The organism is Lacticaseibacillus porcinae, from assembly GCF_003946305.1.
Taxonomy (GTDB): Bacteria; Bacillota; Bacilli; order Lactobacillales; family Lactobacillaceae; genus Lacticaseibacillus; species Lacticaseibacillus porcinae.
In genome coordinates, this window is the sequence record NZ_RHNS01000005.1 from 96,891 (window position 1) to 110,126 (window position 13,236).

Annotated in this window: 23 protein-coding genes; 2 read left to right on the forward strand and 21 right to left on the reverse strand. The window is 48.1% G+C overall.

Annotated elements, in window-relative coordinates:
- Window positions 1-10: 10 nt before the first annotated feature.
- The 18 genes from rplR to rpsJ are packed head-to-tail and all read right to left on the reverse strand — an operon-like array spanning window position 11 to window position 7,897.
- Window positions 11-364 (reverse strand): 50S ribosomal protein L18, encoded by a 354-nt coding sequence (gene rplR, locus EKM92_RS06470; protein ID WP_125709064.1) that lies wholly within the window; start codon window positions 362-364, stop codon window positions 11-13.
- 30 nt (window positions 365-394) lie between these two features.
- Window positions 395-925, reverse strand: a complete 531-nt coding sequence (gene rplF / locus EKM92_RS06475; protein ID WP_125709066.1) for a 50S ribosomal protein L6 — start codon at window positions 923-925, stop codon at window positions 395-397.
- 24 nt (window positions 926-949) lie between these two features.
- Window positions 950-1,348: a 30S ribosomal protein S8 gene (gene rpsH, locus EKM92_RS06480; protein ID WP_054717683.1), complete on the reverse strand. Its 399-nt coding sequence runs from the start codon at window positions 1,346-1,348 to the stop codon at window positions 950-952.
- 30 nt (window positions 1,349-1,378) lie between these two features.
- Window positions 1,379-1,564, reverse strand: coding sequence for a type Z 30S ribosomal protein S14 (locus EKM92_RS06485; protein WP_054717680.1), 186 nt, complete (start codon window positions 1,562-1,564; stop codon window positions 1,379-1,381).
- 13 nt (window positions 1,565-1,577) lie between these two features.
- Window positions 1,578-2,120 (reverse strand): 50S ribosomal protein L5, encoded by a 543-nt coding sequence (gene rplE / locus EKM92_RS06490; RefSeq protein WP_125709068.1) that lies wholly within the window; start codon window positions 2,118-2,120, stop codon window positions 1,578-1,580.
- A 21-nt stretch (window positions 2,121-2,141) separates the two neighbouring features.
- Entirely contained in the window at window positions 2,142-2,453 is a 312-nt protein-coding gene (rplX, locus tag EKM92_RS06495) for a 50S ribosomal protein L24 (protein WP_054717676.1), read from the reverse strand.
- 14 nt (window positions 2,454-2,467) lie between these two features.
- On the reverse strand, window positions 2,468-2,836 hold the full coding sequence (gene rplN / locus EKM92_RS06500) for a 50S ribosomal protein L14 (protein ID WP_054717673.1): 369 nt from the start codon (window positions 2,834-2,836) through the stop codon (window positions 2,468-2,470).
- Between the two features lie 33 nt (window positions 2,837-2,869).
- Window positions 2,870-3,133 (reverse strand): 30S ribosomal protein S17, encoded by a 264-nt coding sequence (rpsQ, locus tag EKM92_RS06505; protein ID WP_054717670.1) that lies wholly within the window; start codon window positions 3,131-3,133, stop codon window positions 2,870-2,872.
- Between the two features lie 18 nt (window positions 3,134-3,151).
- A complete protein-coding gene (gene rpmC, locus EKM92_RS06510; protein ID WP_054717668.1) occupies window positions 3,152-3,346 on the reverse strand; it encodes a 50S ribosomal protein L29 in 195 nt (64 codons plus the stop codon).
- Window positions 3,336-3,770 (reverse strand): 50S ribosomal protein L16, encoded by a 435-nt coding sequence (gene rplP / locus EKM92_RS06515; RefSeq protein WP_125709070.1) that lies wholly within the window; start codon window positions 3,768-3,770, stop codon window positions 3,336-3,338. The genes rpmC and rplP overlap by 11 nt, the downstream gene beginning before the upstream one ends.
- 3 nt (window positions 3,771-3,773) lie before the next feature.
- A complete protein-coding gene (gene rpsC, locus EKM92_RS06520; protein WP_125709071.1) occupies window positions 3,774-4,433 on the reverse strand; it encodes a 30S ribosomal protein S3 in 660 nt (219 codons plus the stop codon).
- Between the two features lie 13 nt (window positions 4,434-4,446).
- Entirely contained in the window at window positions 4,447-4,800 is a 354-nt protein-coding gene (gene rplV, locus EKM92_RS06525) for a 50S ribosomal protein L22 (RefSeq protein WP_054717659.1), read from the reverse strand.
- A gap of 17 nt (window positions 4,801-4,817) precedes the next feature.
- Complete coding sequence (rpsS, locus tag EKM92_RS06530) at window positions 4,818-5,099, reverse strand: 30S ribosomal protein S19 (protein ID WP_125709073.1); 282 nt, start codon at window positions 5,097-5,099, stop codon at window positions 4,818-4,820.
- A gap of 32 nt (window positions 5,100-5,131) precedes the next feature.
- Complete coding sequence (rplB, locus tag EKM92_RS06535) at window positions 5,132-5,971, reverse strand: 50S ribosomal protein L2 (RefSeq protein WP_125709075.1); 840 nt, start codon at window positions 5,969-5,971, stop codon at window positions 5,132-5,134.
- Window positions 5,972-6,003: 32 nt separating this feature from the next.
- On the reverse strand, window positions 6,004-6,288 hold the full coding sequence (gene rplW, locus EKM92_RS06540) for a 50S ribosomal protein L23 (RefSeq protein WP_056963722.1): 285 nt from the start codon (window positions 6,286-6,288) through the stop codon (window positions 6,004-6,006).
- Window positions 6,288-6,908 carry a 50S ribosomal protein L4 gene (gene rplD, locus EKM92_RS06545; protein ID WP_056963724.1) on the reverse strand — a complete coding sequence of 207 codons (621 nt, stop codon included), beginning with the start codon at window positions 6,906-6,908 and terminating at the stop codon, window positions 6,288-6,290. The genes rplW and rplD overlap by 1 nt, the downstream gene beginning before the upstream one ends.
- Before the next feature lie 24 nt (window positions 6,909-6,932).
- Complete coding sequence (gene rplC, locus EKM92_RS06550; protein WP_125709077.1) at window positions 6,933-7,565, reverse strand: 50S ribosomal protein L3; 633 nt, start codon at window positions 7,563-7,565, stop codon at window positions 6,933-6,935.
- Window positions 7,566-7,588: 23 nt separating this feature from the next.
- Window positions 7,589-7,897, reverse strand: coding sequence for a 30S ribosomal protein S10 (rpsJ, locus tag EKM92_RS06555; RefSeq protein ID WP_054717647.1), 309 nt, complete (start codon window positions 7,895-7,897; stop codon window positions 7,589-7,591).
- 344 nt (window positions 7,898-8,241) lie between these two features.
- Here rpsJ and EKM92_RS06560 point away from each other — a divergent pair, with 344 nt between their 5' ends.
- Entirely contained in the window at window positions 8,242-8,790 is a 549-nt protein-coding gene (locus EKM92_RS06560) for a cysteine hydrolase family protein (RefSeq protein WP_125709079.1), read from the forward strand.
- 72 nt (window positions 8,791-8,862) lie between these two features.
- Entirely contained in the window at window positions 8,863-9,735 is an 873-nt protein-coding gene (locus tag EKM92_RS06565) for a DegV family protein (protein ID WP_125709081.1), read from the forward strand.
- A 55-nt stretch (window positions 9,736-9,790) separates the two neighbouring features.
- Here the strand turns inward: EKM92_RS06565 and EKM92_RS06570 are convergent, their stop codons facing one another.
- The 3 genes from EKM92_RS06570 to leuD form a co-directional block, all read right to left on the reverse strand.
- Window positions 9,791-11,125, reverse strand: coding sequence for an FAD-dependent oxidoreductase (locus tag EKM92_RS06570; protein ID WP_125709083.1), 1,335 nt, complete (start codon window positions 11,123-11,125; stop codon window positions 9,791-9,793).
- A 219-nt stretch (window positions 11,126-11,344) separates the two neighbouring features.
- Window positions 11,345-12,631 (reverse strand): MFS transporter, encoded by a 1,287-nt coding sequence (locus tag EKM92_RS06575; RefSeq protein ID WP_125709085.1) that lies wholly within the window; start codon window positions 12,629-12,631, stop codon window positions 11,345-11,347.
- A gap of 18 nt (window positions 12,632-12,649) precedes the next feature.
- Window positions 12,650-13,234, reverse strand: coding sequence for a 3-isopropylmalate dehydratase small subunit (leuD, locus tag EKM92_RS06580; RefSeq protein ID WP_125709087.1), 585 nt, complete (start codon window positions 13,232-13,234; stop codon window positions 12,650-12,652).
- Window positions 13,235-13,236 lie beyond the last annotated feature (2 nt).

Sequence of the window (13,236 nt, forward strand, 5' to 3'; positions counted from 1 at the left end):
CTCCTTTGTATTAGAATTCGAGGCCGTTTTCACGTGCTGCTTCAGCTAAAGCTTGCACGCGACCATGGTAGAGATAACCACCACGATCAAAGACGACGACTTTATGACCGGCAGCAACGGCACGTTGAGCAACCAAGGCGCCAACTTTGGCAGCTTGTTCAGTCTTAGTACCTGTTACTTCTGAATCAAGAGAGGAGGCACTTGCTAACGTCACACCCGCTACGTCATCAATTAATTGCGCGTAGATGTTTGTATTAGAACGGAAAATGTTCAAGCGTGGGCGTTCGCTCGTACCAGAAATCTTACCCCGGACACGTGCGTGACGCCGTTGCCGAGTTTTGTTTTTATCTGGCTTGGAAATCACAATATTCACCTCTTAATGTTGACTTAGAAACTACTTACCAGTCTTACCTTCCTTACGACGAACAACTTCATCGACGTAACGAATACCTTTACCTTTATAAGGTTCAGGGGCACGTACGGCACGGACTACCGCAGCAAATTGACCAACAACTTGCTTGGAGATCCCGCTGATGTTGATTTCGGTGTTGCTAGGAACATCGAATTCGACGCCTTTAGGTGCTTCCATCTCAACTGGATGGGAGTAACCGACGTTTAAGACCAGCTTAGCGCCTTGCTTTTGAGCACGGTAACCAACACCGACCAACTTCAACTTCTTGGTGAACCCTTCGGACACACCGAGGATCATGTTGTTCAAGTTGGCACGCATGGTACCATGCAAAGCCTTGTAAGAGTCATCTGGGCGAGTGAAAGAAATTTCATTGCCTTCTTGACTCATCTTGATTTCTGGGACAAAAGTACGAGTTAATTCGCCCTTAGGCCCCTTAACGGTGATGTTGTCGCCGTCTTGCTTGACTTCAACGCCAGCAGGAACAGTGATAACTTTATTACCAATACGACTCAAGGTAGTACCTCCTGTAAATGTGTATTACCAGACGTAAGCGAGCACTTCGCCGCCGACGTTCTTGGCACGAGCATCCTTATCGGTGATAACACCTTCGGATGTAGAGATGATGGCAATACCAAGACCATTTAAGACCTTCGGCACTGCATCAGCTTTAACGTATGAACGCAAGCCTGGCTTGGAGATACGCTTCAAACCAGAGATAACGCGTTCGTTGTTCTTCCCATACTTGAGGAAGATGCGAATGATACCTTGCTTGTCGTCTTCAATGACTTCGTAGTCACGGATGAAGCCTTCAGCTTTAAGGATCTCGCTAATGTCTTTTTTCATCTTAGATGCAGGAACCACCAGAGATTCGTGACGCACCATGTTGGCGTTACGGATCCGGGTCAAGTAATCTGCGATTGGATCGGTCAGGACCATTGATTTAACCTCCTTTTAACTTGGTAGTGTTTACCAGCTAGCCTTGCGCATACCAGGAATTTGGCCGGCATGGGCTAATTCACGAAGGCAAATCCGGCAGAGCTTGAATTTACGATATACGGAATGTGGACGGCCACAACGTTGGCAGCGAGTGTATTCTTGCACTGCGAACTTTGCAGGCCGGTTGTTCTTGACGATCATTGACTTCTTAGCCAAGTGTAACCCTCCTTTATTTAGCGAATGGCATCCCGACTTGCGTCAGCAATTCGAGAGCTTCTTCATCAGTGTTCGCGGTCGTTACGATGACAACATCCAACCCACGTACGTGGTTTACTTTATCGTAATCCACTTCAGGGAAGATCAGTTGTTCCTTAACACCCAAGGTATAGTTACCGCGGCCGTCGAAGGACTTTGCGGAGATACCATGGAAGTCGCGGACACGAGGCAAGGAGACGTTGATCAACTTGTCCAAGAAATCATACATGCGTTCGCCACGCAAAGTGACTTTGGCGCCAATTGGCATGCCTTCACGCAAGCGGAAGTTCGCGATGGACTTCTTAGCCTTAGTGATCAAAGGTTGTTGACCGGAGATCAACTTCAGTTCTTCAACAGCTTCGTCAAGGTTTTTGGCGTTTTGAGTCGCATCGCCGACACCCATGTTCAGCACGATCTTTTCGATCTTAGGTGCTTGCATGGAAGACTTGTAGCTGAACTTTTCGATCAAGCTAGGGGCGATTTCCTTGTTGTAGCGTTCTTGTAAACGGTTCGTCATTGCAGTATTGTCCTCCCTTCGTTATTTTTCGAGTGCGGCGCCGGACTTCTTGGCGATGCGCACTTTTTTGCCGTCCTTGATTTCTACGCCGGTACGGCTTGGCTTGTTGGATTCAGGATCCAGCAACATCACGTTAGAAACGTGGATAGCTGCTTCAACGTCCACGATGCCGCCTTGAGGGTTGGCATTGCTTGGCTTTTGGTGCTTCTTGACAATGTTCACGCCTTCGACGATCACTTTGTCCGCTTTGAGAAGCACTTTGGTTACGGTACCTTCTTTGCCAGCGTCTTTACCACGCATGACACGTACCTTATCACCAGTCTTGATTTTCATGCTTGCACCTCCTCTTACAGAACTTCAGGAGCCAAGGACACGATCTTCATGAAGTCACCGTCACGCAGTTCACGTGCAACGGGGCCAAAGATACGAGTGCCTTTAGGGCTCTTGTCGGCGTTGATGATCACAGCAGCATTTTCATCGAACTTGATGTAAGAACCGTCTGCACGACGCGCACCAGACTTGGTACGGACGATAACAGCCTTCACAACATCAGCTTTTTTGACAACGCCACCTGGTGTAGCTTGTTTTACAGTAGCCACAACGATATCGCCAATGTTACCGGTCTTGCGGAATGAACCGCCAAGTACCTTGATCACGAGCAATTCGCGGGCGCCAGAGTTATCCGCCACTTTAAGGCGACTTTCTTGTTGAATCACGGGGTAGGTCCTCCTTTCGTCACTATACGATTATTAAATACGAACAGCCTTTTCGACAACGTTCAATAAACGGAAACGCTTGTTGCGTGACAAAGGACGAGTTTCCATGATGCGAACCACGTCGCCAGTGTGAGCGGCGTTATCTTCATCATGTGCGTAGTAACGCTTCGAATACTTAACACGCTTGCCGTAGACAGGGTGTGTCTTGGTCGTGGAAACTTCGACAGTGATAGTTTTGTCCATCTTGTCGGAAACCACAGTACCTTGATAGACTTTACGAGAATTGCGTTCAGCCAATGGTATGTCTCCTTTCCGTTATTTGTTGTCTTGAGCCTGACGAAGGACCGTCTTGATACGCGCAATGTTCTTACGAACTTGCTTCAAGCGGGCGGTGTTTTCAAGCTGACCAGTCGCTTGTTGGAAGCGCAGGTTGAACAGCTCTTCTTTGTACTGCTTTTCTTTGTCGAGCATTTCAGCAGTGGACAATGCGGTAATGTCTTTAGCCTTCATTAGTTTGCGCACCTGCTTCCTCACGAGTGATGATCTTAGTACGAACAGGGAGTTTGTTCGAAGCTAAGCGCAAAGCTTCCCTTGCAACTTCTTCCGGCACGCCGGCAACTTCAAACATGACCTTTTCGCGTTTTACGACTGCAACCCAGCCATCAGGTGTCCCTTTACCATTACCCATACGTACGCCGACACCTTTAGAAGTGTAGGACTTTTGTGGGAAAATACGGATCCAGGTCTTCCCACCACGTTTCATGTAACGGGTCATGGCAACACGGGCAGCTTCAATTTGGCGGTTAGAGATCCAAGAGGATTCCAATGCTTGTAAACCGAATTCGCCGAAGGCAACATACTTGCCGCCTTTAGCAGCACCACGCATCTTCCCACGGAATTCGCGACGATGCTTAACACGCTTAGGAACTAACATGGATTATTTGCCTCCCTTCGCAGAATGGTTTGGCTTGTCTGGAAGGATTTCACCACGGTTGATCCAGGTCTTGATGCCGATCTGGCCGTAAGTCGTGGTTGCTTCTTCCCAAGCATAGTCGATATCGGCACGCAATGTGTGCAATGGCACAGTGCCTTCAGTGTAATGTTCGCGACGAGCAATATCAGCACCGTTCAAACGGCCAGCAGCTTGGGTCTTAATACCCTTGGCGCCAGAACGCATCGTACGTTGCATTGCTTGTTTCATCGCGCGACGGAATGCAACACGTTGTTCGAGTTGAGCAGCAATGCTCAAGCCAACCAAGTGGGCATCCAAGTCAGGTTTCTTGATTTCAACAATGTTGATGTGAACCTTGCGGCCAGTCAAGTTGTTGAGTTCAGTGCGCAAAGCTTCAACTTCAGCGCCACCCTTACCGATCACCATACCAGGCTTGGCAGTGTGGATAGAGATGTTGACGCGGTTTGCAGCACGTTCGATTTCGATAGTAGAAACGGAGGCATCAGCGAGCTTCTTGTTGATAAAAGCCCGGATCTTGATGTCTTCGTGTAAGAATGTGGCAAAATCTTTTTCAGCATACCACTTAGATTCCCAGTCATGAATGACGCCAACACGGAAACCCTTAGGATTAATCTTTTGTCCCACGCTTTATCCCTCCTTATGCTTCTTTTTCGGAGACGACCACTGTAACGTGGCTCGTCCGCTTGTTGATTGGTGATGCACTACCTTTGGCACGAGGACGGAACCGCTTGAGGGTTGGGCCTTCGTTAACGTATGCTTCGGAAACATACAAGTTTTGTGCATCTAAGTCAAAGTTGTGTTCTGCGTTTGCAATAGCAGACTTGAGCACCTTGGTAACGACTTCAGCCGCACCGTTTGGGGTGAATTCAAGAATTGCCAATGCTTCAGCAACGTCGCGACCGCGGATCAAGTCAATGACCAGGCGAGCCTTGCGAGCAGCGATCCGCACGGTTTTAGCCGTAGCTTTAGCAGAAGTAATTGTTTCAGCCATGTATGATGCGCTCCTTTCTAGCGAGCCTTGGTTTTCTTATCGTCGGCGGCGTGCCCACGGAAAGTACGAGTTGGCACGAATTCGCCTAACTTGTGACCAACCATGTCTTCAGAAATGAAAACTGGGACGTGTTTACGACCATCGTATACGGCGATGGTGTAACCGATGAAACTTGGGAAAATGGTGGAACGGCGAGACCAAGTCTTGATGACTTGCTTCTTTTCGCTATCTGCCTGTGCTTCGATCTTCTTCATCAGATGAGCATCGGCAAAAGGTCCTTTTTTAAGACTGCGACCCATTATGTGACCTCCTTTATTCGGTGTGTTTCAGACTACTTCGTCTTACGATGACGAACGATGAACTTCTCAGACTTAGCCTTATGGTTACGAGTCTTCTTACCCAAGGTCTTCTTACCCCATGGAGATAATGGAGATGGACGACCGATTGGGGCTTTACCTTCACCACCACCATGTGGGTGATCGTTAGGGTTCATGACAGAACCACGAACTGTTGGACGGAAGCCTAACCAGCGTTTGCGACCGGCTTTACCGATGTTGATCAATTCGTGTTGTTCGTTACCAACAGCACCGATGGTAGCACGGTTAACAGCAAGGATCATGCGCACTTCGCCAGAAGCCAAACGCACAGTGACATATTTGCCATCATCGTTCTTACCTAACAATTGAGCGGAAGCACCAGCAGAGCGGGCAATTTGGCCGCCTTTACCAGGCTTTAATTCAATGTTATGAATGGTAGTCCCATCAGGGATGTTCTTTAATGGTAAGGCGTTACCGACTTTGATATCAGTTTCTTCACCAGAAACGATCTTGTCGCCAACGTTTAAGCCTTTAGGTGCGAGGATGTAGGACTTGACCCCATCTTCGTAATGTAACAATGCAATGTTAGCGGTCCGGTTTGGATCGTATTCGATTGCTACTACCTTAGCAACGATACCGTCTTTTTGACGCTTGAAGTCGATGACACGGTAATGTTGTTTGTGACCGCCGCCACGATGACGGACGGTGATGTGACCGTAGCTGTTACGGCCAGCAGTGTGACTTTGATCTTCCAGAAGAGTCTTTTCAGGGCGCTTCTTGGTGATTTCGGCGAAGTCGGAGCCGGACATGTTCCGGCGGCCGTTCGTCGTTGGCTTGTACTTGATAATCGCCACGAGTATTTCCTCCTATAAATGAATTTCTGGAACTAGTCTTCGAACAACTTGATTTCTTTAGAATCAGCTGTCAAAGTAACGATCGCCTTACGACGCTTGCGGGTGTAACCCACGAAGTTGCCTTGGCGCTTCTTTTTGCCGCGAACGTTGGCAATGTTGACACTAGCAACCTTGACGTCGAAGATTTCTTCAACGGCACGGCGCACAGCAGTTTTTTCTGTGTGCAAGGCAACTTCGAAGGTATACTTCTTGTTGTCCATGCCGGCCATGGATTGTTCAGTCACGATCGGGCGTAAAATAATATCGCGTGCTTCCATTATGCGAGCGCCTCCTCAATCTTTTGGAGCGCAGATTGGGTCAAGATCAGTTTGTTGTATTTCACAACATCTAATACGTTGATCCCGTCTGCGGCAACAACTTTAACGTTTGGCAAGTTGCGAGCTGCAAGAGCGGCGTTGTCGTCACCATCTAAAACCACAAGGGCTTTTTCGGAAACTTTCAATGCGGCCAAGCTTTGAGCAAATGCCTTAGTCTTTGGTGCGTCGAATGCAAAAGCATCAACGACAACCAATGCGTTATCTAACACCTTTTGAGAAAGAACGGACTTGATCGCCAAGCGACGAACCTTCTTGTTGATGGTGTAGGAATATGAACGTGGGTGTGGGCCAAAGACGATACCACCGCCACGCCATTGTGGGCTACGGATGGAACCTTGACGCGCACGACCAGTACCCTTTTGACGCCATGGTTTGCGACCACCACCAGAAACTTCGTGACGGTTCTTAACCTTAGAAGTACCTTGACGAAGGGAAGCACGTTGCATGATCACTGCGTCAAAGACGGCGTTTTCGTTGGGTTCGATTGCCCAGATCGCATCGTTTAAATCAACAGTGCCGTTTTCTGAGCCGTCTTGTTTGTATAAAGTAACGTTAGCCATTAGTTATTTTCCTCCCTTCTTGGATTACTTTGCTGATTTAACAGCGGTACGGATGATGACGTTAGACTTGTTAGCACCTGGGACGTTACCCTTGATGAGGATGACGTTGTGTTCTAAGTCTGCGGAAACAACCGTCAGATTTTGCATGGTACGGGTGTGGTTACCCATGCGGCCAGGTAACTTCTTGCCTTTGAACACCTTGTTGATGATCGCGCCAAGAGAACCAGGACGACGATGGTAGCGAGAACCGTGAGCCATAGGGCCGCGAGACTGACCATCTTTTTTAATGTTACCTTGATAACCGTGACCTTTGGAAGTACCAGTGACATCCACGATGTCGCCAGCTGCAAATGCGTCTGCGGAGACGGTTTTGCCTACTTCATATTCGCTAAGCGCTACATCACGGAGTTCCTTAATGAAGCGCTTAGGGGTTGTGTCAGCTTTTTTGGCATGACCAACGCTTGGCTTGTTGCTAAGCACTTCACGTTTGTCGCCATAGCCTAATTGCACTGCTTCGTAACCGTCAGATTCAACAGTCTTAACTTGCAATACAACGTTTGGGGTTACGTCAACAACTGTTACGGGAACAAGTTCGCCGTTGTCAGTGAAGACTTGCGTCATGCCAATTTTCTTACCTAAGATTCCTTTACGAGTCATGGTACACCTCCAATTCTTTAAAATTATAACTTGATTTCGATATCAACGCCGCTTGGCAAGTCGAGCTTCATTAAAGCATCAACTGTCTTAGGGGTTGGGTTAACAATGTCGATCAAACGCTTATGAGTGCGCATTTCGAATTGTTCACGCGAATCCTTGTACTTATGTGGGGAACGCAATACCGTGTAAAGGGTGCGTTCAGTTGGCAGCGGGATCGGACCTGAAATTTGTGCGCCAGTGCGCTTTGCAGTATCAACGATCTTGTCTGCGGATTGATCAAGAATCCGGTGTTCGTAGGCCTTAAGGCGAATACGAATTTTTTGTTTTGCCATTGTGTTACCTCCTTCGTCCATTATCATTTAGTAGACTAGCTCCGTGGGAATTCCCGACGCGCTGCCGTGGCAAAGCGGCCGGGCGTGTCGCAACCTCTCACATCCTCGCTTTTTGATTCACTGTGAACCAAAAGTGCATAGTAACCCAACTAGATTACACAGCACTTGACTAGTATACAAAAATCTCCCCACCGACGCAAGTGTTTTCTGAATATTTATTTTCTTGTGACCGCGGTACGACGGGCTTCGTGGCGTTCTTCACATGAACGACCCTTGTCTTGACTTTTGCCCTGTCACGGCGTATTCTCAAGGCAACTCAACTCGCAACGATCACGGAGGCTCTTATGACAAAAGCATTATTGATCATCGATTACACCAATGACTTTGTAGCAGACCTTGGCGCCCTTACTTGCGGTGCTGTCGGGCAAGTGCTGCAACAGCCGATCGCAGACTTAGCGCAAGACTTCCTATTAAATGGCGACTTTGTTTACTTGCCGACTGATGTGCACACCCCACATGACCCTTATCACCCTGAAGCGAAGTTATTCCCACCGCATAACGTTCGCAACACTTGGGGCCGGGAATTATTTGGCGCTGTGGCTGACTGGTACGCGCAAAACGCTGACAACGACCATGTGCAACTGTTTGATAAAACCCGCTATTCCAGTTTTGCTGGGACACCACTGGATCTGTGGTTGCGCGAGCGCCACATTGACGAACTGCATTTAACTGGGGTCTGCTCAGATATTTGTGTGCTGCACACTGCAGTGGACGCATACAACTTAAACTACCCTTTGGTGATCCATCAAGATGCCATCGCCACTTTCACTCCTGGCGGGCAAGCGTGGGCGTTGAATCATTTTAAAACCGTCTTGAATGCGAAAGTGATTTAATTCACGGTGTACATTGTAAATCTAGCGTGACTTGTTTACCATTATAGTTATTCTATGGAAAGTTGGTCCGCTATGAGTAAGATCGCAATTGTTACCGACAGTACCGCTTATTTGACGCCTGACCAAATCAAAGACTTGCCGATCCGCATCGTTACCACCCCATTGATCGTTGGTGGTGAAACGTTTGAAGAAGGCGTGGACATCACCCCAGACGAGTTCTTTGCTAAAATGCGTGCGGCTTCAGACTTCCCGCATACCTCACAGCCGAGACTTGCTGATGTTTTAGCCATTCATAAAGACTTACTGGCTGAAGGCTATGACACCGTGATCAATATTTACTTGTCTAAAACCATTTCCGGCATTAATGCCACCATCACCGCTGCTGCTCCTGAAATTGAAGGTCAGCAGGTGGTGGTGTATGATTCGCAGATCACGGTGATCCTAATGGGACAAATGGTGCTCACCGCCGGTCAAATGGCAAAAGCTGGGGCCAGTTTAGATGAGATCATCGCCCGCTTAGATCAATTGCGCGCTTCGACTGATGAATATTTCATCGTCAACGATTTGATGCATTTGGTGCGCGGCGGCCGTTTATCCAATACTGCCGGAATGCTTGGCAGCATGTTGCACATCAAACCGTTGTTAACGTTTGATGACGAACACAAAATCGTCGTCTTTGAAAAGATCCGCACGTTAAACCGTGCTTCTGCACGTGTTGAAACACTATTTGCTGAAGCCCTTGAACAAGCAGATTACCCGATCAAAGCTTGGGTGATCGATGCTGGCAATGCCGAACTTGCAAATACTTGGCAAACTGAACTCCAAGCCAAGTTCCCACAGGCAAACATCGGTCGGTCGTTCTTCGGTCCTGCCATCACCACACACATTGGGGAAAAAGCCATCGCCTTAGCGTGGATGCGTGATCCTGATCGTGATACCAAATAAAAAAGCCCGCGGGCTTTTTTATTTTGGCGTGATATTAATATAGAAGAAACACGAATTATTTGGTTTGTTCAACAGCTTGCATCGCCACTTTATTCACCCAGTTGATCGGTTGATCAAAGTTTGGTTGGAAGAAGGTATCAAGCATGGCGAGTTGTTCGATGGTTTGTTGCGTTTGAATCGCTAATGACACCAAGTTCGCAGACATCGACACATCATGTTTGGAGAAAAAGGCTGCCCCTTTGATTTTGTGCGTCACTGGATCCCACACTAACGTCGCCGTCACTGGTGTGGTCGACAACATGAACTCTGGGCGATAAGCTTCAGTGATGGTGGTGCTGACTAAATGCATACCGCGCGCCGTACCTCCTGCTACTGTCAAACCAGTGGTCGCCATGGTGTAATCAAACAGCGCCACTGCACTCGTCGCTTGGGTGCCGGCATATTGTGTTTTAGGTCCATGACTATTTTCCCCGACTAAAATGCCTTGGCGCACCGCATTGGTCGCCAACGGAATATAGTCAGGTTTGCCGGTGGGGTTGTAATGCACTGCTGCCGCATCCCCTGCCACTAAAATCTCTGGTCGCGACGCTTGCATGTAGGCATCAGTGATCACCGCACCATTGGGTAACATGTCCACTTGTCCTTGCAATAATTCAGTATGCGGGCGAAACCCAATGGCAAGTACGGCAATGTCAGCCGTATATTTTCCCTTGTCGGTGGTGACGGTAATTTGATCGCCGCCTTCAAACTGTTGGACCTTTTGACCTAATGCCAAAGTCGTGCCGTGCTCACGATAAGCCGCTTCGATTTGATCGGTGATCTCAGGATCGAAGTTCTTCGCTAAGGCGCGGTCTAGTGCATCGATCAAGGTCACTTGCTTGCCGGCTATTGCAAACTGCTCCGAAATTTCAGCACCGATGTAACCGGCCCCGATCACCACGGCGGAGTTGATGGTCGGTGTGACTTGCTTCAACCGTTGCGCATCTGCATAATCTTTACAATAGTAAAGCCGCGGGTCATCGATTCCAGGAATCGGTGGCACGATCGGCGCAGAACCTGGGGTAAACACCAATTTATCATAGGTATCGGTGAAGTGTTCGCCAGTTTGTAAGTTCTCAACGGTGATAGTTTTGCTATCGGCATCCACGGCTAACACATTGTGCTGCATGCGCATATCGGCGCCGAGCTTGGTCAATGTGGCAGGGTCGGCATAAAACATTTTCTTAGGGTCTGACACATGGTCACCGACCCACAGTGCGATCCCGCATGACAAAAAAGATAAATTGTCATTGCGTTCATAAACGACGACTTGATCTTGCGGGTGGTTGGTCAAAATTTGTTGGGCGGCAAACGTCCCGGCATGGGTGGCACCGATCACAATAATCTTCATGGAAATCATCCTTTCGCAAGACATCAGGCCTTGCAAACCAATGCGTGCGTCACGGCGATTATAACATGATCCTATGGTCGTTTAAAAGTGTTAGGTTATTGTTATGATTAGATAAGTGATTTTATTTTTCTCCGCACAGACAACGATGCAATGCCATTGTTCCCACACAAAAAAACTTCGATGCCCACTAGTCGCATCGAAGTTGTAAAAAAGGGAACCCTATTTAATTTCTTTGGCGGTGGTTTCAGGGCCAAAGAAGCCGACAACTGCCGCGGCGATCAACGCCATTACAGCAATTCCATAGAAGATCGCGCTTGGTGCAACTTGTGTGATCGCATAAGCCACTGCAGTTGGCATTAAGACGTTTAACAACTTCGCCACAGCGTTAGCGATCCCAGCACCACGGAAGCGGTACTTGGTTTCAAACAATTCGTTGGTGTAAACCGAAATGACAGAAGCCATCAAAACATAGAAAGTCGTCGTTAACAGTAAGCCGTTGATGATGGTGCCAACAGTCGTGGTTTCATAAGCATAGGCAATGCCTAAGATCGCAGTGCAAATGAAGGTGGTGACGATCAACTTCTTGCGACCAGTGCGTTCAACTAACACCGTCCCAATGGTTGCACCAATTGGCGCGCCTAACATCATCACGGCAGAAAAACCGATGGAAGAGAAAATGCTGATGCCTTTTTGCACAAGCAGCGTTGGCACCCATGAGGTGAAGGTATATTGGCAAAGCAGTGCCGCACCAACAGCAACAGAAGCAACGAATACCCCACGACCAAATGACACTTTCACGCGGCGTTCATCTTCGTTTTTAGCAGTGACCGGATAAGAACCGCGAACGTTTAATTCGTTGATAATTGCTTGCGCTTCTTCGTTGCGACCTTTAGCGATCAACCAACGAGGAGATTCTGGGAAGTTGTGACGGGCAAACCATAAAATGATCGCTGCCACACCCATAATGATGAACATTGAACGAAAACCTAAGTTTGGCACTGCGAAAGTCGCCACCAATAAGGTGATCGGGGCCCCGGCGTTGGCGACAATGGCGATCATCCCTGACCAAAAGCCGCGGCGATTGACTGGGGCAAATTCATTAACCACCGCATAACCGGTGACGATCTCTGCCCCTAAGCCAATGGCAGCCATGAAGCGACAGGCGATCATCCATTGAATCGACGGCATAAACGCGGAAACCAAGGTAAAGGCCCCAAACAGTAACAAGTTAAATTGATAAGAGCGACGGCGACCATAAAAGTCCCCGATATATCCGGCCAGCAGTGAGCCGATGAATAAGCCTAAGAAACCAGCAGATAAGAAATAAGACCCTTGTTGCACAGTGGCAAATTTGTCATTCATCATTGCGGTGTTGATGGCACTGGCCATATAAACATCCGCTGCATCTAAGAAAATGCCAATGCCAGCTAAGGTAAACACTTTATAAAATAATGGGGATTCTTTGGCATAGTTGAGTTGTTGCTCAAGATTAGTAGTGGCTTGCATAGGCGGTCTCCTTTTTAATTAATCAAATACTGGGCGCTTGGCCTCATAGGCTTTGATTTGAGCTTCATATTGTTCCGTCAAGCTGATATCATCTTGACCTTTGAGAAACTTTTCTTTCCACGTGGCGTTGATATCAAAGTGAAACGCATGATCGCGGAATTTCACCACTTGTTGTTCCAAATCAATGGTGACTTCCTCGTCGGCTTGGCATTCCCGTAAAATCGCCCGATCAGCTTCTGGCAAAATAATCGGCAGCAAGCCATTTTTGGTGGCGTTCATAAAGAAAATATCTGAGAACCCACCGGCGATCACCGCGCGAAAACCGTAATCTGTCAGTGCCCATACCGCGTGTTCGCGACTAGAGCCACAGCCGAAGTTGTTGCCAGTGATCAAAATCGTGGCCCCTTGGTGGGCTTTTTGGTTCAAAGGAAAATCTTCGACTTGTGAGCCGTCTTCGTGGTAACGCCATGGATAAAAGGCGTTGATGCCAAAGCCGGTGCGCAAAATATTTTTCAAAAATTGTTTGGGGATCAAAATATCTGTGTCGATGTCGTCATTGGGGATCACAATGGCTTTGCTAGTTTCTGTGGTAAATGCTTCCATGT